This is a genomic window from Williamsia sp. R60 (assembly GCF_054063855.1).
Genome location: NZ_JBSSGR010000004.1, coordinates 72,317 through 94,613, shown reverse-complemented (window position 1 = coordinate 94,613; position 22,297 = coordinate 72,317). Strand labels below are relative to the sequence as shown.

Below are 22,297 nucleotides of genomic sequence, written 5' to 3'. Positions count from 1 at the left end.
TTGTGCCGGCTGTTACTCCGCGCCCAGCTCGTACCCGTTGCCAACGCCCGTGACACGCGCTATGGCTCGCATCTTGTTCACCGCATCCAGAGCGGCAACCTTGTATCCCTCGGCGAGGGTCGGGTAGTTGAAGACCGCGTCGACGAGGTAGTCGATGGTGCCACCGCAACCCATGACCGTCTGGCCGATGTGGACCAATTCGGCTGCGTTGGAACCGAATACGTGCACCCCCAAAATGCTTCGGTCCTGGGCATCGACGAGGAGCTTCAACATCCCGTACGCGTCGCCCATGATGGTCCCGCGCGCGAGTTCGCGGTATCGGGCGACGCCCACCTCGAACGGAACGTTCGCCGCGGTCAGTTGGTCTTCGGTCTTGCCGACGTAACTGATCTCGGGGATCGAGTAGATGCCGATCGGGTGCTTTGATGAATCGGTCTCGCCGACCGGCTCCCCGAACGCGTCGTACGCTGCGCGCCGCCCCTGTTCCATCGCGGTCGCGGCAAGTGCCGGGAAGCCGATCACATCTCCCACCGCATATATGTGGCTCACCGTTGTCCGGAAGCTGCCGTCGACCGTCAAGCGGCCACGTTTGTCGGCCTCGAGACCCGCTGCGGCCACGTTGAGTTCGTCGGTGACACCTTGACGTCCCGCCGAGTAGAGCACCGTGTCGGACGGGATCTTCTTGCCCGACGCCAGAACGGTCACACTGCCCGATTTGTGCTTTTCGACCATCTGCACGGTTTCGCCGAAACGGAATGTGACGCCGCGGTCACGCATCTGATACTGCAAGGCCTCGACCACCTCACGGTCACAGAAGTCCAGCATGCTCGAACGCTGCTCCACCACGGTGACCTTGGTGCCCAGCGCGGCGAACATCGACGCGTATTCGATGCCGATGACCCCTGCGCCCACCACCACCATGGACGTCGGAACCCGGTCCATCCCGAGTATCTGGTCGGAGTCGACGATGGTCACGCCGTCGAACTCGACCGTGTCGGGACGGGCAGGACGGGTACCGACTGCGATCACGGCGTGGTCGAACGTCACGTTCTTGTGGTCGCCGTCGCCGGTGGTGATCTCGATCTCGTTCGGACCGATAAAGGCCGCGCTACCGAGCAACAATGCAACCCTGTTGCGCGACAACTGATTCTGGATGACGTCGATTTCCTTACCGACGACGTGGGCGGTGCGGGCCGACAGATCGCCCACGGTGATGTCGGTCTTCAGCCGATACGACTGGCCGTACAGTTCACGCTGGTTCAGGCCGGTGAGGTAGAGGACGGCTTCGCGCAACGTCTTCGACGGGATGGTGCCGGTGTTGATGCACACCCCGCCCACCATGTTGCGCCGTTCGATCACCGCCGCACGTTTACCGAGTTTGGCGGCGGCAATGGCAGCCTTCTGCCCAGCCGGGCCGGAGCCGATGACAACAAGGTCGTAATGGTCCACGTGACTTCTCCCAGCGTTGATACGTCGGGATCAGTGTCACCCACCTCGGACCCCTGCACATTTCAGACGAGTGAATTGTTATGGCGGAGGGTCCCCGGGTGGCAGTCAGGCGACGTCGTGACGAACGGTGTCCGGCAAGAAAGTGGCCTGGACCTGAAGCCAACGACTCAGCATCTCGCACCCGGTGAGCCCGTCGGGATCGAACGGCTCGAACCCGTAGGCGATGTGGCGTCCACCTCGCCGATTGGCGATGACCAGCCTCCCGAGACGCACCCGCGTCGGAAGATAACCTGCCAACTCGATTGCCAGCACACGCAGTCGCCGGAGGTCCCGCCGCCACTGACGAGGATGCAGCGATGTCCTCGCCGCGTTCTGAAAACTGTTGCTGCGCAGTATGTGCCACAACCCGGCGAACCAGCCCCGTACATCTCTCGTCGAGAACGTAGCGGTCAGATCGGCAAGGTCGCGCAGTACCGAATCGTCGCTTGCGTTACAGATCACGTCACCCGGATGGCCGATCCAGAGCGCCGGCAGCCCCTCGGGCAGGTCCGGTCCGTGACCGGCCAAACCGAAACCATCGCAGCCCGCGACCACGCCCGGCGGCTGATACGGATCGGCGACAAAACCGACAGCGGCCACATCTGCGTGTGTGGTCGCCAGCAACTGCCGGATGACCACCGCCCCCTGCGAGTAGCCGATCAGCATCACCGGCCCGGACGCCCGTGCCATTTCGGCGCGTAAGTTGTCGACACCGGCAGCAACACTGTCCCGATAACTGATCCCGTTGCGTCGCGGCACGGGTCCGTAACTGGCCGGGTATCGGACCCACCGGCAGTCGAACCGCTCATCGAGTCGATCTGTCACCTGGGCCAGCATTCCGGACACCGCCGTACGAGGGTCCTTCCGATGGGTCTCGCCCGTACCCCCGACCGCCAGGATCGTCACAGTGGTCATCGCCCCATCGTGCCGGGTCAACCTGAGGCCTTGCTGTGTCGACACCAATTCGGGTCCGCGACGCTCAGTCGGCTTGGCAGACCGGGCACCAGTAGACCTTGCGTGCGGCCATGTCGGTCATCAGGATCGGCGTGCCACAGATGCGGCAGGGTTCACCGGTACGGCGGTACACGTACGTCCGGGGTCGGCCGGGACCGTACGACGGTGCGCCGTGATCGTCTTCAAGCCGGATGACGTGGATCTTGCCTCGCCGGACTCCCACAGTCATCAAGGTCACCAGGTCCGCCCATACCGCATCCCATTCGTCGCGGGACACATCGTTACCAGCGCGGAACGGGTTGATCGATGCACGGAACAGCACTTCGGCCCGGTAGACGTTCCCCACCCCGGCCAACACCTTTTGATCCATCAGCAGTGCACCAATTGGCTTGCGTGACTTCGCTATCGCGTTCCATGCCTGTTCCGGGTCCGCATCTTTGCGCAGAGGGTCCGGTCCGAGCCGAGACGTCAGCGCAGCGAGATCGGCCGGCGTGAACAGTTCGCAGGCGGTGGGCCCGCGAAGGTCGGTTCCGTACTCGTCGGTCTCCATCCGCATCCGGACCTGGCCGACCGGCGGCGGCAACGGAGAGGGACCGTCGGAGAACGACCCGTACAGACCGAGATGGATGTGCACCAGTTCTCCACCGGCGTACCGATGGACCAGGTGCTTGCCCCAAGCCTCTGCCCGGGAGAACACCTGGCCGTCGAGTCGGGCTGCTGCGGCGGCGAATCTGCCCTGTGGGCTGGTGACAGTGACCGTCTGCCTGGCGAACTTCCGCTGGTGCAGTCGCGCCAGACGGTGCAGCGTATGCCCTTCCGGCACGGCCCGACCCTGCGGTCAGTCGGCAGGCAGGGCCGGTGGGGTGCCGGTGCGCTCGTATTCGGAGAGAATGTCGATCCGACGCTGATGACGTTCTTCGCCGGACCACTCCGTGGTGACGAAGGCATCCACGATCGCCAAGGCCTCTTCTTTGCTGTGCATGCGGCCGCCGATGCCGATCAGCTGAGCGTTGTTGTGCTGCCGCGCCAGCTGGGCGGTCTCCACGCTCCAGGCCAGCGCACATCGGGCACCGGGAACCTTGTTCGCCGCGATCTGCTCGCCGTTTCCACTGCCGCCGAGGACGATGCCGAGGCTCCCCTCGTCTGCGACGGTGCGGCGGGCGGCCTCCACGCAGAACGCCGGGTAGTCGTCCACGGCGTCGTATTCGTGCGCCCCGCAGTCGATCACCTCGTGCCCACCGGACGTGAGGTGTTCAGAGATCTGGCCTTTGAGTTCGAAGCCGGCATGGTCGCCACCTAGATACACGCGCATGGCGAACAGTCTGTCAGAGTCCACCACCGGATCTGTGCCCGACCACAGATCGTTCACGGTCACCATCGCATGAGCCGCATTCCCCTAGATTGGTCTCGTGTATCCACCGCAGTTTCCGGCGCCGCCGCAGCCCGTCACCCACTGGCTGGCGCCCGCGCCATACGCCGGTCAGCCGCGGCGCCATCCGTGGGAGATCCCGATGCTGGTCCTCATCCTCGTCATCGGTGTGGGCGCATACGTGATCGGTGTTGTGCTCGTGGCCAGCGGTTCGCTCGACACCTGGTTCATCCTGATCCTCGTCGCGCCGCTGTTGCTGTATCTGATCCGCGGCCTCACGTACGCGATGCCGCGCGTCAACGGAGTGAAGATGAGCCCCACCCAGTTCCCGGAGGGGTACCAGATGGTGGTCGAGGCCGCGCGCCGTTTCGGGCTCGAACACGTACCCGACGCCTACGTGGTCCTCGGCAACGGAACCATCAACGCCTACGCGTCCGGTCATGGTTTCCGGCGCTTCGTGGTGGTGTACTCAGATCTTTTCGAGATCGGAGGTCAGGCCCGCAGCCCCGAGTCGCTGCGCTTCATCATCGGCCACGAGGTCGGGCACATCGCCGCCGGCCACGTGTCCTACTGGCGTCAACTCGGGTCGATCGTAGGGATGAACATCCCGATTCTCGGGCAGGCCCTGTCGAGATCGATGGAGTACACGGCCGACAACCACGGGTACTACAACCAGCCGTCGGGTTCGCCAGGCGCAATCGGCGTGCTCGCCGCGGGCAAGTACATGTTGACCTCGGTGGACTTCGATGAGTTCGCCGATCGGGCGACCCACGAGAAAGGCTTTTTCACCTGGCTGACAAACCTGCGCTCCAGCCATCCCGTGCTGACCTGGCGCGCCGCCGCCCTGCGTAACCGGACCGCGCCCGGCCGGATGTTCTTTCGTCCGAAACATCTCGTCCGGGGCATCGGCAGCGGACATGTGCAGATGCTGCCACCGCCCGGGCCTCACCCGCTTGTGGTGCATGGTCCCCCTGGATATCCCCCATTCCACACACCGGCGGGGCCGTCGGCCGGCCTCCCGAAGGACGACATCGACCAACAGCCCCGCCAGGAGGGACCTGCGCCTCAGTCGAACTGAGGGTCTTCGTTCCTGCTGCGCTTGAGTTCGAAGAAGTGCGGGTAGCTCGAGAGCGCCACCGCACCGTCCCACACCCTGCCCGCATCTTCCCCACGTGGGATCCGCGAGAGTACGGGGCCGAAGAAGGCGACATCGTTGATGTGGATCGTCGGTGTTCCCACGTCGTCTCCCACCTTGTCCATGCCGGCGTGATGACTCTTACGGATCGCGTCGTCGAAGGTCGTCTCGTCGGCGGCCGCCGCCAATTCCGCGGGAAGGCCCACCTCGGCCAGCGATTCGGCGATCACCGAGTCGAAGTCTTTGTTGCCCTTGTTGTGGATGAGTGTGCCCATGGCGGTGTACAGCGGCGCCAGGATCTCGTCGCCGCGCTCGGCCTGCGCCGCGGCGATCACCCGCACGGGGCGCCACGCTTGTTTGAGCCCCTCGCGGTACTCATCGGGAATGTCCTTGCCCTCGTTCAGCACCGCCAGACTCATGATGTGGAAACTGGTCTCGATGGTGCGAACCTTCTCCACCTCGAGGATCCAGCGCGAGGTGATCCAGCACCAGGGGCACAACGGGTCGAACCAGAAGTCAACACGATCAGTCGAGTCGGTCATGCGCAGATCACTCCTTCATCAGGGGACAGTCGGTTCGTCAGCAGATTAACCACCTGCAGGTGACAACAACCGGTGTCCGCTCGCATTCCCGCCACGTGGTCGCGCGTCCCCACACGGACAGGCCATACGGTGGGTGAGTACACAAATGGCAATCGGAAAGGCGAGGCAACGTGGCGGCACCAAACTTGACCCGTGATCTTGCGAGCGAGCGCTCGGCGAACATCTCGGTCTCCAACTACGCGATCGACCTCGACCTCACGGACGGATCGGGCAAACCGGGCGAGAAGACGTTCCGTTCATCGGTCACCATCGCATTCTCGGCCGAACCCGGGTCGTCGTCATTTGTCGACCTCATCGCCGAGAAGGTGCACAGTGCCACCCTGAACGGGGAGTCGGTGGACCTGTCGGCCTACACCGAAGAGGACGGGATCGCGCTTCCCCAACTGGCGGAACAGAACACACTCGAAGTCGTCGCCGACTGTGTCTATTCACACACCGGTGAGGGTTTGCACCGATTCGTCGACCCCACCGACGACTCCGTATACCTCTACTCACAGTTCGAGACGGCCGACGCCAAACGCATGTTCGCGTGCTTCGATCAGCCTGACATGAAGTCGACGTTCGACGTGACGGTGACCGCGCCCGCGGACTGGAAGGTGATCTCCAACGGCGCGGGAACCGAGACAGCGCCCGGCAAGCACACTTTCGCCACGACGCCCCTGCTGAGCACATACCTGGTGGCTCTCATCGCGGGTCCCTACGCGCAGTGGACCGACTCGTACACCGATGAGCACGGCACCATCGACCTCGGGATCTTCTGCCGATCGTCGCTGGCCGAGTTCATGGATTCCGAGCGACTGTTCACCGAGACCAAACAAGGATTCGAGTTCTATCACAAGAACTTCGGCATTCCTTATTCGTTCGGCAAGTACGACCAGCTCTTCGTTCCCGAGTTCAATGCGGGCGCGATGGAGAATGCGGGCGCGGTCACGTTCCTCGAGGACTATGTCTTTCGTTCGAAGGTCACGAAATATCTGTACGAGCGGCGCGCCGAGACCGTGCTGCACGAGATGGCCCACATGTGGTTCGGCGATCTCGTCACCATGCAGTGGTGGGATGACCTGTGGCTCAACGAATCGTTCGCGACATTCGCTTCGGTGCTGTGCCAGTCCGAGGCCACCGAGTACAAGAACGCCTGGACCACGTTCGCCAACGTCGAGAAGTCGTGGGCGTATCGACAGGATCAGTTGCCGTCGACACACCCGGTGGCAGCCGACATCCCCGACATCGCCGCCGTCGAGGTGAACTTCGACGGAATCACCTACGCCAAAGGCGCTTCGGTACTCAAGCAGCTTGTCGCGTACGTCGGCCTCGACCACTTCCTCGCCGGTCTCCGCGACTACTTCCAGGCCCACAAGTTCGGGAACGCGACGTTCGGCGATCTTCTCGGGGCACTCGAGAAGTCTTCTGGCCGTGACCTTTCCGACTGGGGATCGCAGTGGTTGAAGACCACCGGCATCAACGTGATGCGGCCCGACTTCGACCTCGACGACGCCGGCGCATTCACCCGCTTCGAGATCATCCAGGATGGCGCCGCGCCGGGCGCCGGCGAGACCCGCACGCACCGACTGGCCGTCGGCATTTACGACGACGTCGACGGGAAGCTGGTACGGACCAAGCGAGTGGAACTCGATGTCGAGGGTGGCCGCACGGCGGTCGACGACCTCATCGGCGTTGATCGCGGCCGGCTGATCCTGCTCAACGACGACGACCTCACGTACTGCTCGGTGCGGCTGGATCCCGACTCACTGGCGACGGCGACCAGCCGATTGGGCGACATCAGTGAATCGATGCCGCGCACACTTGTGTGGTCGGCAGCGTGGGAGATGACTCGCCAGGCAGAGATGCGAGCACGCGAGTTCGTGGCCCTGGTCCAGGAGGGTATCGGCTCGGAGACCGAAATCGGTGTGGTGCAACGAGTCCTGTTGCAGGCGCAGACCGCGATCGACGCCTACGCGGACCCGCACTGGGCGAAGTCGGAAGGCTGGCCGGGTTTCAGCGCGCGGCTGCTGGAACTCGCGCGCGCTGCCGAACCGGGCTCTGACCATCAATTGGCCTTCGTCAACACGCTGCTCTCTGGCGTCCTGGGGCCCGGACAGGCAGAGATCGTGCAGTCGCTCCTCGATTCGGACCCCGCCGATCAAGGGCTACCCGGTCTCACCGTCGACACCGACCTGCGCTGGTCCATCGTGAACGCCCTCGCGACTGCCGGTGCCATCGACACCGATCCGTCGACGACACCTGTCATCGATGCAGAACTCGAACGAGACAACACCTCGGCAGGCGGCCGGCAGGCTGCCAAGGCCCGGGCAGCCCGTCCCCTCGCCGAGGCGAAGGCCGACGCCTGGTCCAAGGCGGTCGAGGACAACACCCTCTCGAACACTCTGGGTCGGTCCGTGATCGCCGGCTTTGTGCGTCCGGGGCAGGGCGAGTTGCTTGCGCTGTACACCCAGAAGTACTTCGACGCGGTCCCACAGGTGTGGCAGCGACGCTCCAGTGAGGTAGCCCAGACGGTGGTTGTCGGTCTGTACCCCAACTGGGCCGCCGACGAGAACGGGTTGGCACTGGCCGACGAGCTGCTGTCCGCTGACCATCCCCCGGCCCTGCGTCGACTGATCTCCGAAGGCCGTGACACCGTGGCCCGGGCCCTGCGCGCACGGGAGTTCGACAAGAGCTGAGACGGTCACACAGGCCGGACAACACGGCCAGACATCACAAGGGCGGGGCAACCACAGTGGTTGCCCCGCCCTTGTGTAGGTATCAGATCAGCGGATGGTGACCGCCGAAGCGATGACTCGGACCGCCGAGATCAGTCCGTCGACGAGATCGCCCGCGCGGATACCTGCGATCGCGGCGGTCACGCCCAGCTGAGCAACCCGGTCGTTGAGCCGCGGAGCGACTTCCCGGCCCGAGATGACCACAACATCCTTGGTGTTCGGCGAGACCGCGATCAACGCTGCGTGTTCGGGTTCGGGCACGCTCGGCAGCACCGCCGAGGCGCCTGCGAACGCGTCGGGTCCGAGGTCACCGATGTAGATCGAGAAACGGATGCCCGTCCGATCCGTGGCGTCCGACAATGCATCGTCGAGCGCAACCAGCTCGTCACGCCGAAACGGCGGCGTGGCCGGTGCGGCGCCGGGGAACCGGGCAGCCGAGACGCGCCCGCTACCGGTCACCGTGGCACCCATGGGGAGGGTGTCAGGGTCGATGTTCGCCCTTACGATTTCACCACTTGCCACTTGCCGAGCCTCCGATCAGATCGTCATGTCCATGCCCGTGGTAGCCGGGCGCAACCGGTGTGACGTCGGTGGCGCTGAACAGCAGCGGTTCGTGCTCCCACTTCTGGTCGATCGTGTAGGGCTGCACCTTCGGGTACTTGACGCCAAAAGTGAGGGTCATCGCACCGACCACCAGCACAACCGAGATAATAGTGAGGATGACGACCGGTAAACCGATCGCCACAATCAGGTCTTCCACCACATCCGCCCTTCAGCAGTCGTCTTTCATCTGAGAACTTAGCGGACGCCGCTCCCGGACGCCTCGCCGAGGTCGCAGTGGCGCGTCGGACTCTTACGCAGCACCCGAGTCGAGGTACCGCGACCACGCGGGGTCGAAGTCCTTGACGGTGGCGAGAAGACGCCAATGACGCCCCTTGGGTGCGCTCAGAGTTGCCTTGAGGGTCCAACCGAGTTCGCCGAGCAGCCGATCCGCCTTCTTGTGGTTACAGGACGCGCAGCACGCGACGCAGTTGTCCCACGTGTGGGTACCCCCGCGGCTCCTGGGGACGACGTGGTCGATCGTGTCCGCCTTACCGCCGCAATAGCCGCAGCGTGATCGATCGCGCTGCATCAATGCTGCTCTGGTCATCGGGACCACCGCCCGGTACGGCACCCGCACGTAGTTGCGGAGCCGGATCACAGACGGCACCGCGAGCGCCATTTCTGCCGAATGAATGAGAGGGCCGGCACCATCCTCGTGGATGACGTCGGCCCGTTCGCGCAGCACCAGGACTATCGCCCTGCGTATCGAGATCGCCGCGAGGGGTTCGTAGGTGGCATTGAGAAGGAGTACCCGGTGTTTTCCCCACCGTGTGTTCATCCGCGCAGGCGGCCCGCCGATGGCGTCCACCGAGGTGCCGCGAGACCCCGGCGTCAAGGTGGTCACAGACGAGTTACCGGGGTGATGGGGCACGCGTTCAGACCCCGCGTGGACCTTTTCCCGCTGCGACTTCGTACGCGACATCTAACCTCCCGGCCAACCAACCGACCTCGATGGGAACGATTCAGTTCAACACGGATATGGCAGAAATGCACGACAATAAGACCAGCTGCAGCTGGTCTTTTGCGTGAACTCTGCGTATCGCGGGATATGCGCGTGTGGGCCCGGCTCTGGAACAATGGTTCCCGTGACTGATTCATCGCAGACGGACCCGGCCGGCGACGCCGGTTCCACGCAGACGGAGCCGGTCCGCACGTTCTACGACGCGGTGGGCGGCGAGCAGACGTTCGTCGACCTCGTGGCGCGCTTCTATCGGGAAGTGGCAGCCGACGAGATCCTCCGGCCCCTGTACCCCGAGGAAGACCTGGGCCCGGCAGAACGCCGAATGCGTATGTTCCTCATCCAATACTGGGGCGGGCCCCGCACCTACTCCGACGAGCGCGGGCATCCCCGGCTGCGGATGCGACACAACCCCTTCCGTGTCGGCCCCCTCGAACGGGACGCCTGGCTCAGATGCATGCACACAGCCATCGCCTCCATCGACTCCACCCGGCTCGACCCGCCTCACCGGCAGGCGCTCACCGAATACATGGAGATGGCGGCTCAATCCATGGTGAATACACCTATCTGACCTGGCTCGCGGAGCGGCCCCGTGATCGCGGGCAAACAACGATCGTGAGGCAAGATGATGCGGGTGAGTGACGAGAAGAACGATCTTTCCGCCGCTGAAACCGGTGCGCCACACCAGGTTCAGCAGCATGTGCAGTCGGACTATCCACTGTGGTGGCAGAACGCGGTTTTCTACCAGATCTATCCGCGCTCGTTCTCGGACAACAACGGAGACGGCGTCGGCGATCTGGCCGGTGTCATCGACAAGCTCGGCTACCTCGAACTGCTGGGCATCGACGCCATCTGGCTGAGCCCCGTCATGAAGTCACCGATGGCCGACCACGGCTACGACGTGTCCGATCCGCGCGATGTCGACCCGCTGTTCGGCGGTCTCGAAGCCCTCGACCTGCTCATCGCCGAGGCACACGGGCGGGGCATCAAGATCACCATGGATCTGGTGCCCAATCACACCAGCGACCAGCACGCTTGGTTCGTCGAAGCCCTCTCCGCCGAGCCCGGGAGCCCGGCGCGCGAACGCTACATCTTCCGCGACGGCAAGGGAGAGAACGGCGACGAGCCGCCCAACAACTGGCCCAGCGTTTTCGGCGGCCCGGCATGGACACGCACCACCGGACGCGACGGCGAGCCCGGACAGTGGTATCTGCATCTGTTCGCACCCGAACAACCCGATTTGAACTGGGACAACCCAGAGGTGTTCGCCGATCTCGAGCGCACGCTGCGGTTCTGGCTCGACCGTGGAGTGGACGGATTCCGGATCGATGTGGCACACGGCATGGCCAAACCCGACGGCCTCCCGGACATGGACCACGAAGCTTTCGGCCTGCTCACCAACGACGACGACGATCCGCGGTTCAACAACGACGGTGTGCACGACATCCACCGCCGGATCCGCGGAGTGCTAGACGACTACCCCGATGCGATGACCGTCGGCGAGATCTGGGTGAAGGACAACACCCGATTCGCCGAGTACGTGCGCCCCGACGAACTCCACCTCGGCTTCAACTTCCGCCTGGCAAAGGTGGGTTTCGATTCCGAGGAGATCCGCGAAGCCGTCGAACATTCCCTCGAAGCCGTCGCAACGGTGTCCGGCACCCCCACCTGGACGTTGTCGAACCACGATGTGGAGCGCGAGGTCACCAGGTACGCCGACGACACCGATCCGCGCGCCGGGCTCGACCGCGCACGCGCGATGATCCTCGTCGAGCTGGCCTTGCCGGGTGCGGCATTCATCTACAACGGCGCCGAACTCGGGTTGCCGAATGCCGAGCTGCCGGATGAGGCGCTACAGGATCCGGTGTGGGAACGCTCCGGCCGTACCGAGCGTGGTCGAGACGGCTGTCGAATTCCCCTGCCATGGGAAGGCGAGACACCCCCCTTCGCGTTCTCCAGCAACACCAAGACCTGGTTGCCGATCCCGCCGGAGTGGTCGACCCTCACCGTCGAGTCGCAACTCGAAGATCTGGAGTCGACGCTGTCGCTCTACCGGCTGGCGATCGAACTGCGTAAAACCCGTCCAGAGTTCGCCGGAGAGAGCATCGAATGGTACGGCGCGCCTCCCGGATGCCTGGCGTTTCGCCGGTCGCTCGGCAAGCTGGTGTGTGCTCTCAACGCTGGGCCGGACCCGATCGGACTACCGCCCGGAGAACTACTGCTCAGTAGCAGCCCCCTGGTCGACGGGAAGCTCCCACCGAACGCCGCGGCGTGGCTGGTCTGAGCCAACCCGCCGGGTTCAGTTGACCTGGAGCGAAAACGCCATCGTGCGCCGCTGATAGACCGACCCGAATCGGGCGTCGAGTCGTGCCCACACCGGGGTGCAACGCACTCGCACAACTTCGTCGGCGTCGATGAGTTCGAGGTCCGACGTCTCGGTGACGTCGTGGTTGTCGGCCTGCCGCACGAAACCCATTGCCGTCAGCGCAAAGATCGACCGCATCGATACGTTGACGACCTCCTCTGTCGTCTCCCCTGTCACGTCGAGCACTTGCTGGTCGAGCAGTGAGGTCGGCGGTCCATGGCCGCTGCCTTGGGTGCGGGCCACCTCCGCCCCGGTACGCGAGAGCTGTATCAGTACCCGGGCCGGAACGTCATCGACGTGGACGAATCCGTCGACGGCGGGCAGGGCACCGCGCCACGCGCTGTCGAGAGGGAATCCGGTGTCGACCGACGCGGTCTCCGGGTTGTCCGCCTCTCGCCTCAGCGCGGTGCGCAATTCGGTTGCGCCGCAGACCGCGTCGTCACCCTCGATGGATCCCGCGACCACCCGGGTGGCCAACACATCGAAGCCGGTGTTCACCCAGATTCCCAGCAGGCCATCGGGACGCTTCTTGATGCGGAGAACCGCGACATCGTCGGCGCGCAGAGCCCGGCCGGCGAACACGGCCAGATCGGTGCGGTCGCGGGCCGCCAGGGTCAACGTCGCCATCAGCGGATCGAACTCCTGAGCTGACGAGCCGCCACCGACAGCGTCGCGAGATCGAGTTCGCCCAATTCGGCGATGTCGGACAGGGTCGTCCGCACGCGGGCGAGGCGCGAGGAGTTGCTGAGTTCCCAGTCGGCGATCTTTTCTGCAGGTGACTCGTCGGGCTCGGCCGAGTCCAGGATCACCAGGCAGAGAGATCGCAGCGTGCTGTGCAGGTCGTCCCGCAACGCCAGCCGGGCCAGGGAGTGCCAGCGGTCTTTGCGGTCCAGGTCGGACACCGCGGTCAACAGATCCTCGACGCCGAGATGATCCATCACCTCGAAGTACAACTCCCCCACCTCGGCAGGCTCTCGGTCCGATATCTCGGCCGCGTCGATGATGTCGAGAAGGCAGAACCGGTGCAGGCTGACGGCGACGGCCTCGGCGATCTCGGCGGGCACACCGTCGTCGCGCAAGCGCTGGGCGCGACGCTCGACCCCCTCGGCGGAACTGCCACGAAGCCAACCCGGCAACTGGGGCGACAGTTCGGCGACAAGTGCGGCGTAGCGCGTCACCTCGGCTGCCATCGCAAGAGGTTGCGGCCGACCGGCGATCATCCAGCGCGACGCGCGAAAGAGCAGCCGTCGCGCGTAGGTGATCATGGCGTCGGTGGTCGGGACAGAACAGGGCGCCGACGCGATGTCCTGCCACAACCCGTGCAAACCGAATATCTGCGTGACCGCCTGAAATGAGCGCACCACGTCGAGCGACGTGGATCCGCTCCCCTCACACAGACGGAACACATGGGTGATTCCCGCGTTGTCCACGAGGTCGTTCACCACCGCCGTCGTGACGATCTCGCGACGCAGCGGGTGGGTGGCAATCCCTTCGGCGAACCGCGCTCGCAGCGGCACAGGGAAATACGTCATCAGACGCGGTGAGAAGACGTCATTGTCCGGCAGGTCACCGTCGAGCATGTCGGACTTGAGCGCCAACTTCACGTGCGCCATCAACGTCGCAAGCTCCGGCGACGTCAGGCCGTGACGCCCGGTGGACTCACCGCGCTTGATCAGCTCGGCCGGGCGAGGGAGGGCCTCGAGCTTCAGGTTGACCCCACGGCCGGCGAGCTCCTTGAGCAACCTCGCGTAGACCTCGGCCGACTCGGCCGCCTGCGATCGACTGGTCCCCAGCTCGGCGTTCTGTGACACGTTGTCGGCCAGCACGAGGTCGCCGACTTCTTCGGTCATGGACTCCAGCAACGGGTTTCGATCCTCAGCAGCCAATTCACCGGCCGACACCTGGGAGTCGAGCAGGATCTTGATGTTCACCTCGTGATCGGAGCAATCGACGCCGGCCGAATTGTCCATCGCATCGGTGTTGATGCGTCCACCGCTCAGATCGAACTCGATGCGGCCCAGTTCGGTGACTCCGAGGTTGCCGCCCTCGCCGACGACCTTGACGCGCAGCTCGTTCCCGTCCACGCGGATCGCGTCGTTCGCCTTGTCGCCCACCGCTTCATGCGACTGGGTGCTGGCCTTCACATACGTTCCGATGCCGCCGTTCCACAGCAGATCGGCGGGAGCGAGCAAGATGGCGCGGATCAGCTCCGGGGGCGAGAGCGTCGAGACGTCTTCGGGCACTCCCAGGGCCCTCGCGATCTGAGGGCTGATATCGATGGACTTGCGGTCGCGCGACCACACGCCGCCACCTTCGCTGATCAACTCGGTGTTGTAATCGGCCCACGACGAACGCGGCAGTTCGAACAACCGCTGCCGTTCGGCGAACGACTTCGCCGCATCGGGGTCTGGATCGATGAAGATGTGACGGTGGTCGAACGCCGCGGTCAATCGAATGTGCCCTGACAGCAACATGCCGTTACCGAAGACATCGCCGCTCATGTCGCCGATGCCCACCACCGTGAAGTCCTCGGTCTGGGTGTCGACGCCCATCTCTCGGAAGTGACGTTTGACCGCCTCCCAGGCGCCTCTGGCCGTGATGCCCATCGCCTTGTGGTCATATCCGGCCGAACCGCCGGAGGCGAACGCGTCCCCGAGCCAGAAACCGTATTGCCCCGCAACATCGTTGGCGATGTCGGAGAACGTGGCGGTGCCCTTGTCCGCGGCCACCACCAGGTAGGGATCGTCGTCGTCGCGGCGTACCACCCGGGTGGGCGCGGTGACGTCCCCCGATTTCTGGTCGATGTTGTCGGTGAGGTCGAGCAGTCCTGAGATGAAGTGGCGGTAGCACTCCACTCCTTCTGCACGGTAGGCGTCCCGATCCGCGGTGGGGTCGCCCGTCGGTAACGGCGGCCGCTTGACCACGAATCCGCCTTTGGAACCAACCGGCACGATGACCGCGTTCTTCACTGCCTGCGCCTTGACCAACCCGAGGATCTCGGTCCGGAAGTCCTCACGCCGATCCGACCAACGCAATCCGCCGCGAGCCACCGACCCGAATCTCAGGTGGACGCCCTCCACCCGGGGAGAGTAGACGTAGATCTCATACAGCGGACGTGGTTCCGGCGTCTGCGGAATGTCTCTGGGACGCAACTTGAAAGCGAGGACATTCCGCGTAGAACCATGTTCAGCGGCGACGTAGTAATTGGTACGCACGGTCGCCGAGATCACCGAGATGTAGGCACTGATGATGCGATCGACGTCGAGGCTGATGATCGACCCGACGTCGGCCGACAGACTGTCGAGCACCTCTGACCGCCGGTCATCGTCAGCTGTGTCGGGATCGAACGACGCCGCGAACAACTCGACGAGCGCCTTGGTGATCGCCGGGTGTGCGCCCAGAACCGACGCAACGTGATTGTTGCTGTAGGACGAACCGCACTGACGCAGATATTTGGAGTAGGCACGCAACACTGCCGCTTCACGCCATGTCAGGCCGCAGCGGAACACGAGTTCGTTGAAGTCGTCCACCTCGGCATCGCCGCGCCAGATCTGTGCGAATGCGTCGGTGAACCGATGTTCGACGTCGTCGGTGGTCTGTTCGTCGACCGCCATACCCTCGGCGAGCGAAAGACTGAACTCGTAGATGTGGCACGTCTGGCCGTCAGGACGTCGTAGTTCATACGGCCGTTCGTCGAGAACGTTGACGCCGAGGCTGTGTAGCACGGGCAACACCTCGGTAAGGGTCGCCGACCGGCCGCACAGATAGAAGGCGAACCGCCAATGTTGTTGCGCCGGGCTCTTTTCCGCGGATTCAGCGCTTTCGCCGACCGGACGGTGCAGCCGCACCTCGAACGCTCCGTCGTCGAGGCCCTGCACCACATCGATATCGGTATAGGCCTCCGACGGGGCCCGGATGTCCTTGTAACTGTCAGGAAGGGTTGCGGCGTAAAACGCGACCACCTCCGGGCCGGCGACTCCGGAGCTGTTGGCCGCCACCTGCCTCAGCCGTTCATCCCAGCCTCGCGCAGCTGCGATGAGTCTGTCCTGGATGGCCACCTGACCCGGTGATCCGACGGCCAAATCCCCTAGCTCGGCGCACGCGGGCGAGGAGATGCGCATCGCCACATGTAGAAGAGCCAAGGGCGATTCGCTGACCCTTGCCGTGTATTCCAGTGCGTCGCCGCCCAACTCACTCAGCAGCTCGTTCTGCAATGTCTCACGTAACCGCGTGGTGTAACGGTCTCTCGGCAGATAGACCAGGGCAGAGACGATCTCGCCAGCCGGGTCCGGACGCAGGAACACCCGAAGCTGGCGATTGGGGACCGCCTCGAGCACTTCGGTGAGTGTTCGGGCGAGCTCGCCGGCCTGCAGGGAGAACAGCTCTGACCGCGGGAACGTCTGCAGGAGTTCGAGCATCGCCATACCGGTGTACGACTCGGCCTCGACCTCGGCGGCCGCCAGCACCTCACCCACCTTGGTGTCCAACACGGGGATGTCGAAGATGTTCTCGTGTAATGCGGTGGGCGTGAACCTGCCTACGAAGACGTGCTCGCCGACACGGTGGCCGTTGTCGTCGTAGTCGTCGTAGTCGTCGATCTGGATCAAACTCGGAAAGTTGGATCGCTGGATGCGCGTCGGGAGGTACAGCTGCTGAACGGTGACTGCACCCGCCCCCTGGGTCGCCTTGTGCTCGACCTCTGCGGTGCGCCATACGCCGAGGCCCGAGGATCGGAGCGGCGTGCGATCGGGCCCCGCCCCGTCGCAATGCAGGTAACCGAACGGGGTGAAGTTGTTCTCCGCCAACCACCGCAACAGACGCGCGAAATCTTCTCCCGCACCCCGGTCGAGCCCGTCGGGAAGGGTTGTCGTCAGATAGGACGAGTAGGTGTCGGCCAGCCCGGTCAGCAGATCGAGCATCGGCGCGCGGTCGTCGTGCACATCGGCGATGCGGGCGATCACGGTGTCGAGTTCGGTTCTCACCACATCGATGTCGATGGGCGACACCCGTGGAACGGCATCGACATGGATCCACGATTCGACCTGCTGGCCGGTTCGGACCGTGTCGCTGGGCTTGTCGGAATCGACTATCTCTCGCAGCTCGCCGCGGTCGTCGCGGACGACGAGCATGATCGGATGGTCGATGCGGACCACCATCAGTCCTGAGGCCTCGAGTGCTGCGACCACCGATTCGACCAGCAACGGCATGTCATCGGTGACCATCGACACCGACACCGCGCTGCCGTCGAACGCGACGTCGGTGACCGCAACGCCGTCCGCCCGCGTGTAGGCGATGGTCACGTGGGCGCTGAGCTGGGACCGTTGCTCCGGCCCCAGCTCGTCCCACGTGGTCTCGTCGACACTGCCCGGCCCGTGGAAATAGGCGGCCACAGCCTGCGGCAGAAGCGCTTTGATCGCTCCCGAGGAATCGTCGCCCCGCGAATCCGCCAGGTCCGTTTTCGTTGATCCGGTCATGAGCCGTCACTCTCGGAGTTCTGCGGATACCGCGGTGGGCGATGAAACAACTCTAGTCGCGCGTCAACTTTCGGTGGGTGACCGAATGCGGTCGGGCCGCGTCCGCGCCGAGGCGCTCGATCTTGTTCGCCTCGTAGGCCTCGAAGTTGCCTTCGAACCAGAACCACTTGCCTTCTTCGACGTTGCCTTCCCACGCCAGGATGTGGGTACAGGTGCGGTCGAGGAACCACCGGTCGTGCGAGATGACCACCGCACAACCCGGGAACAGCTCGAGTGCGTTTTCCAGCGAACCGAGCGTCTCCACGTCGAGGTCGTTCGTCGGCTCGTCGAGCAGGATCAGGTTGCCGCCCTCTTTGAGAGTCAGGGCCAGGTTCAGACGGTTGCGCTCACCACCGGAGAGCACTTCTGCCTTCTTCTGCTGATCAGGACCCTTGAAGCCGAATGCACTGACATAGGCGCGCGAGGGCATCTCGTTCTGGCCGACGGTGATGAAATCCTGTCCTTCGGACACGACCTCCCACACGTTCTTTTTCGGATCGATGTTCGAGCGGTTCTGGTCGACGTAGCTCAGTTTGACCGTCTCGCCGACCTTGACGATGCCGGAATCGGGTTCTTCGAGTCCGACGATCGTCTTGAACAGAGTTGTCTTACCGACACCGTTGGGGCCGATGACGCCGACGATTCCGTTGCGCGGCAGCGTGAACGACAGGTCCTTGATCAGCACGCGGCCGTCGAAGCCCTTGTCGAGGTTCTTGACCTCGACCACTACGTCACCGAGGCGCGGCGGGGTCGGGATCTGGATCTCTTCGAAGTCGAGCTTGCGCATCTTGTCGGCCTCGGCAGCCATCTCTTCGTAACGGCCGAGACGGGCCTTGTTCTTGGTCTGGCGCGCCTTGGAGCCCGACCGCACCCAGGCGAGTTCCTCCTTGAGGCGGCGTTGGAGCTTCTGGTCCTTCTTGCCCTGGACCTCGAGACGCTCGGCCTTCTTCTCCAAGTAGGTGGAGTAGTTGCCCTCGTAGGGGTGCAGCTTGCCGCGGTCGACCTCACAGATCCACTGCGCAACGTGATCGAGGAAGTACCGGTCGTGGGTGACGGCCAAGACGGCGCCGTGGTACGCCGCCAGGTACTGCTCGAGCCAGAGCACACTCTCTGCGTCGAGGTGGTTGGTCGGCTCGTCGAGGAGCAGCAGGTCGGGTTTTTGCAGCAGCAGCTTGCACAGCGCGACGCGGCGACGCTCACCACCGGACAGATGGGTGACCGGCTCGTCGGCCGGCGGGCACCGCAGTGCGTCCATCGCCTGCTCGAGCTGGGAGTCGAGGTCCCACGCATCGCCGTGGTCGAGCGCCTCCTGCAGCTTGCCCATTTCTTCCATGAGCTCGTCGGAGTAGTCGGTGGCCATGAGCTCGGCGATCTCGTTGAAGCGGTCGAGCTGCTCCTTGATCAGGCCCATGCCTTCTTCGACGTTCTGCCGAACCGTCTTCTCTTCGTTGAGCTTGGGCTCCTGCATGAGGATGCCGACGGTCGCATTGGGATCGAGGAACGCCTCGCCATTGGACGGTTGATCGATGCCCGCCATGATCTTCAGGATCGACGACTTGCCGGCGCCGTTGGGCCCGACCACACCGATCTTGGCGCCTGGGTAGAAGGACATGGTGACGTCATCGAGAATCACCTTGTCGCCGTGCGCTTTACGCACCTTCTTCATTGTGTAGATAAATTCTGGCACGCTCTGGCCTCTCTCACTGTGCTCGCAGGTGTCCACCGCGGTTTCTCGCCGGTCGGCCGCCGAGAAGGCCGTCCGCAACATCACCAGCGTAGTGGGTCGGTGATCTCCGGTCGGTCGCGGCGACCCTTCTCGGCGTACTGCGCGGCACCGAGGCAGCTCAAGCCGCAGCCGCCTCGCCCGAATCGCCTGTTGTCGGCGCGGTCACCCCGGTCTGGGGCGCATCGGTGGATCTCGTCACCCTTGACGATCCCTCGTACGCGACCCGGCAGCGGGTCAGATCGAGCCCGACCGCCGTTGCGGTCATTTCCAGGTCCGACCGCCGTTCGCCGTTTTCTGACACGTATTCATTTGTCTTGAGCTGACCGTGCGCGATGATCGGCCGGCCTTTGGCGACCACCGGCGCGACCCCGTCGATGAGTCGGCGCCAGCAACTGACAGTCAGGTACAACGCGGGCCCGTCCACCCATTCGCCACTTCGTTTGTCAACGCGTCTGGGGTTGCACACCATCCGGAACGACAGCACATCTTCGCCGGCCGCGGTCTGTCGGCGACGTGGGTTCGTGATCGCGGTCCCGATCACGGTGGTGTAGGTCTCGTACATGTTCTCCCCCTCATGATGTGCGCCGAAGAACGGCGCGGATCTCTGTGGGTTCAGCATGTGCCATCGAGCGGACACGTCAGTGGGTCTCGAGCACCTACCTGTGGACCATTTCAGTGCTGTGGACAACCGGCGCAAAAAACGTCACTTACGGGCGCCAGGACCTGTCTCGCTCGCGTCCACGTCGACAACCTCGTCGCCGTCCGTCTCGACGTCGTGGTCGTCCGCTACTGCGTTTGTCGCCTTCGCCCCGGCCTGACCCGGCCCACCTGGCTGACCGGCCAGCTGGGCGAGCATCGCGTTGTAGCTCGCCAACTCCGAATCGTGGTCGCGATCTTCCCGTCGGTCGAACCGAGTCGCCTGACGTTGGTCCTGTCGGCTCCACTGCACCAGCAGCGCCAACATCACCAGCACCAGCGGTATCTCGCCGGCCGCCCAGGCGATGCCCCCACCAAGCCGCTGGTCACTCAGCAGATCGGGATTCCACGGCAGCAGAAGGCTGTTGTAATACGACCGTGCGATGACGTTATCGGTGCTCATCAGGGCGACACCGAAGAAGGCGTGGAACGGGAGCGACCCGAAGACCATGGCGAGTTTTGCCACCGGTGACAGGGTCCTCGGCGACGGGTCGATGCCGATGACCACCCAGTAGAAGAGGTAGCCACTGACCAGGAAGTGCAAGTTCATCGCCACGTGCGCTGCGTGATATTCGGCCAGCATCTCGAACAGGCCGCCGAGATACAGCACGTAGTAGCTGCCGACGAACAGCACCGACGCGACCAGCGGGTGGGTGAGGAACCGCGAGTACGGGCTGTGCAGGACGGCGAGAATCCACTCGCGCGGCCCCGGAGGAGCAGTCCTGCCCGCGGGCGGTATGGCGCGCAACGCCAGTGTCACCGGGCCGCCGAGAACCAATAGCACCGGCACCAGCATCGACAACATCATGTGCGCCACCATGTGGACGCTGAACAGCGCCGGCGCATATTTTCCGAGGCCCGACGACGTGGCGAAGAGGAATGCGGCGCACCCCAGCATCCAGGCGATTGTGCGACCGATAGGCCACGCATCGCCACGTTTGCGCAGCCGGTACACCCCTCGCAGGTACACAACCGCCATGACGATGGCGAGCGTGCCGAACAGCAGATCGAAGCGCCAGTCGACGAATATCCGCCCGATGGTCGGCGCTTCATCCAGTCGGTAGCCCAGGATCAATTCGGTGGCCGGCATATCGGCCGGGTTGACGTTGGCCGGTGGCGGCGTGCGCGACAGTCCGACCGCGAGGCCGAAGGTCGCCGCAAAGACGAACAACTCGGCCAGGGCGAACCGGATCAAGGGTGTCCGGTTCTCCGTCGCCGACAATGTCGAGATCGTGTGGCGTCGGTGCCAGGCCCCGAAGCCGCCGAGTACAACCAGCGCGACGGTCTTCGCCACAACGAGTTGGCCGTATGTCTCGGTGAACAACTGGTCGAGGTGCACTCGGATCAACGCATTGATCACTCCGCTGGCACCGACGACAACAAAACACCAGAACGCGATGCGCGAGTATCGCCGGACTGCCAGGGCCGTGTGGCGACCGCCTCCGCGCGCATAGACGAGGACCGCGAAGAGTCCACCCATCCACAGACAGGCACCCACGATGTGCAGGATGAGACTGTTGGTGGCGTAGTCGTGGCTGCCGCCGGTTGACGAGTGCCCGGCAAGAGCGGTGGGCATGAGTGTCAGCAGAGCCAGCGGCAATGCGATCAGCGTCCAGGTCCAGCGCAGGGCGATGCGGGCTACGACGGCGCAGATCAACGCGAAGATCGCGGTCCAGAGCCAGGAACGGGCATCGGCGATCTGGTCGAGCGCGGTGATCAAACGGTCGATGGACATCGTTTCCGACAGCGGGAAACCCGAGGTGTCCGACACGGTGAGCGGGATCATCAGCAATGCGGCGATCGCCCACACCAGGGCCCCGACCGCGGCGAATCGGATGGCTCGGTAGCCGCCGACGTCCAGTACCCCATCCGATTGCGGGGGGACGAAGAACGCCGCGAACAGCGTGCCGCCCACAGCCACGACGGCGCCGACCTCCCCGATCGTCTGGACGGTGGGCAGCCCGTACCGGGTCAGGGCGCCGGGATCACCGACTCCGGCCAGATCGAGCACAACGCTCGCCGAGATGGCCGTGACCGCGATGGCCACAGCCGCCGCGACCCAGGACAGAACCCAGCCGATGCTCGCCGCCCCGCTGCGGCGGATGTCGATCGAATCGGCTGTAGTCGTACTCATCCCACCAGGGTAGGCACCACGCGGGTGTGAGCTGCGT

The 22,297-nt window shown here is 64.3% G+C and carries 17 protein-coding genes; 4 read left to right on the top strand and 13 right to left on the bottom strand.

The features are described 5' to 3' along the window. Positions 1–12: 12 nt before the first annotated feature. From sthA to ACVWY6_RS19335, 4 genes are all read right to left on the bottom strand, one after another. Positions 13–1,449, bottom strand: coding sequence for a Si-specific NAD(P)(+) transhydrogenase (gene sthA, locus ACVWY6_RS19350; RefSeq protein WP_437424538.1), 1,437 nt, complete (start codon positions 1,447–1,449; stop codon positions 13–15). 105 nt (positions 1,450–1,554) lie between these two features. Next, positions 1,555–2,403 (bottom strand): PE-PPE domain-containing protein, encoded by an 849-nt coding sequence (locus ACVWY6_RS19345; RefSeq protein WP_457540326.1) that lies wholly within the window; start codon positions 2,401–2,403, stop codon positions 1,555–1,557. A 64-nt stretch (positions 2,404–2,467) separates the two neighbouring features. Further along, positions 2,468–3,265, bottom strand: coding sequence for an Fpg/Nei family DNA glycosylase (locus ACVWY6_RS19340; RefSeq protein ID WP_457540324.1), 798 nt, complete (start codon positions 3,263–3,265; stop codon positions 2,468–2,470). 15 nt (positions 3,266–3,280) lie between these two features. Further along, positions 3,281–3,754 carry a ribose-5-phosphate isomerase gene (locus tag ACVWY6_RS19335; protein WP_030163741.1) on the bottom strand — a complete coding sequence of 158 codons (474 nt, stop codon included), beginning with the start codon at positions 3,752–3,754 and terminating at the stop codon, positions 3,281–3,283. An 88-nt stretch (positions 3,755–3,842) separates the two neighbouring features. Between ACVWY6_RS19335 and ACVWY6_RS19330 the strand changes: the two genes are divergently transcribed. Next, positions 3,843–4,889, top strand: a complete 1,047-nt coding sequence (locus tag ACVWY6_RS19330; RefSeq protein WP_457541148.1) for a M48 family metallopeptidase — start codon at positions 3,843–3,845, stop codon at positions 4,887–4,889. Here the strand turns inward: ACVWY6_RS19330 and ACVWY6_RS19325 are convergent. Further along, a complete protein-coding gene (locus ACVWY6_RS19325; RefSeq protein WP_062797686.1) occupies positions 4,877–5,488 on the bottom strand; it encodes a mycothiol-dependent nitroreductase Rv2466c family protein in 612 nt (203 codons plus the stop codon). The genes ACVWY6_RS19330 and ACVWY6_RS19325 overlap by 13 nt on opposite strands. A gap of 170 nt (positions 5,489–5,658) precedes the next feature. On the opposite strand from ACVWY6_RS19325, the gene pepN reads away from it, so the two are divergent. Then, positions 5,659–8,226 carry an aminopeptidase N gene (gene pepN, locus ACVWY6_RS19320; RefSeq protein WP_457540321.1) on the top strand — a complete coding sequence of 856 codons (2,568 nt, stop codon included), beginning with the start codon at positions 5,659–5,661 and terminating at the stop codon, positions 8,224–8,226. Positions 8,227–8,313: 87 nt separating this feature from the next. Here pepN and ACVWY6_RS19315 read toward each other — a convergent pair whose 3' ends face one another. The 3 genes from ACVWY6_RS19315 to ACVWY6_RS19305 form a co-directional block, all read right to left on the bottom strand. After that, entirely contained in the window at positions 8,314–8,787 is a 474-nt protein-coding gene (locus tag ACVWY6_RS19315) for a DUF5130 family protein (protein ID WP_030163749.1), read from the bottom strand. After that, entirely contained in the window at positions 8,774–9,025 is a 252-nt protein-coding gene (ctaJ, locus tag ACVWY6_RS19310) for an aa3-type cytochrome oxidase subunit CtaJ (protein WP_023960425.1), read from the bottom strand. The genes ACVWY6_RS19315 and ctaJ overlap by 14 nt, the downstream gene beginning before the upstream one ends. Before the next feature lie 93 nt (positions 9,026–9,118). Then, positions 9,119–9,790 (bottom strand): HNH endonuclease, encoded by a 672-nt coding sequence (locus ACVWY6_RS19305; protein WP_030163752.1) that lies wholly within the window; start codon positions 9,788–9,790, stop codon positions 9,119–9,121. 154 nt (positions 9,791–9,944) lie between these two features. Between ACVWY6_RS19305 and ACVWY6_RS19300 the strand changes: the two genes are divergently transcribed. Both ACVWY6_RS19300 and ACVWY6_RS19295 read left to right on the top strand, forming a co-directional pair. Beyond that, complete coding sequence (locus ACVWY6_RS19300) at positions 9,945–10,397, top strand: globin (RefSeq protein WP_051721101.1); 453 nt, start codon at positions 9,945–9,947, stop codon at positions 10,395–10,397. A 129-nt stretch (positions 10,398–10,526) separates the two neighbouring features. Further along, on the top strand, positions 10,527–12,110 hold the full coding sequence (locus ACVWY6_RS19295) for a glycoside hydrolase family 13 protein (protein ID WP_457541146.1): 1,584 nt from the start codon (positions 10,527–10,529) through the stop codon (positions 12,108–12,110). A gap of 15 nt (positions 12,111–12,125) precedes the next feature. Here the strand turns inward: ACVWY6_RS19295 and ACVWY6_RS19290 are convergent, their stop codons facing one another. The 5 genes from ACVWY6_RS19290 to ACVWY6_RS19270 all read right to left on the bottom strand — a co-directional run bounded on the left by ACVWY6_RS19290 (position 12,126) and on the right by ACVWY6_RS19270 (position 22,260). Then, a complete protein-coding gene (locus ACVWY6_RS19290; RefSeq protein WP_030163757.1) occupies positions 12,126–12,818 on the bottom strand; it encodes a hypothetical protein in 693 nt (230 codons plus the stop codon). Next, on the bottom strand, positions 12,818–17,665 hold the full coding sequence (locus tag ACVWY6_RS19285; protein WP_457540317.1) for an NAD-glutamate dehydrogenase: 4,848 nt from the start codon (positions 17,663–17,665) through the stop codon (positions 12,818–12,820). Before ACVWY6_RS19285 ends, ACVWY6_RS19290 begins: the two co-directional genes overlap by 1 nt. A gap of 52 nt (positions 17,666–17,717) precedes the next feature. Next, on the bottom strand, positions 17,718–19,391 hold the full coding sequence (gene ettA / locus ACVWY6_RS19280; RefSeq protein ID WP_030163760.1) for an energy-dependent translational throttle protein EttA: 1,674 nt from the start codon (positions 19,389–19,391) through the stop codon (positions 17,718–17,720). Positions 19,392–19,548: 157 nt separating this feature from the next. Further along, a complete protein-coding gene (locus ACVWY6_RS19275; protein WP_062798492.1) occupies positions 19,549–19,992 on the bottom strand; it encodes a single-stranded DNA-binding protein in 444 nt (147 codons plus the stop codon). 141 nt (positions 19,993–20,133) lie between these two features. Next, on the bottom strand, positions 20,134–22,260 hold the full coding sequence (locus ACVWY6_RS19270) for a cytochrome c oxidase assembly protein (RefSeq protein WP_457540314.1): 2,127 nt from the start codon (positions 22,258–22,260) through the stop codon (positions 20,134–20,136). Positions 22,261–22,297 lie beyond the last annotated feature (37 nt).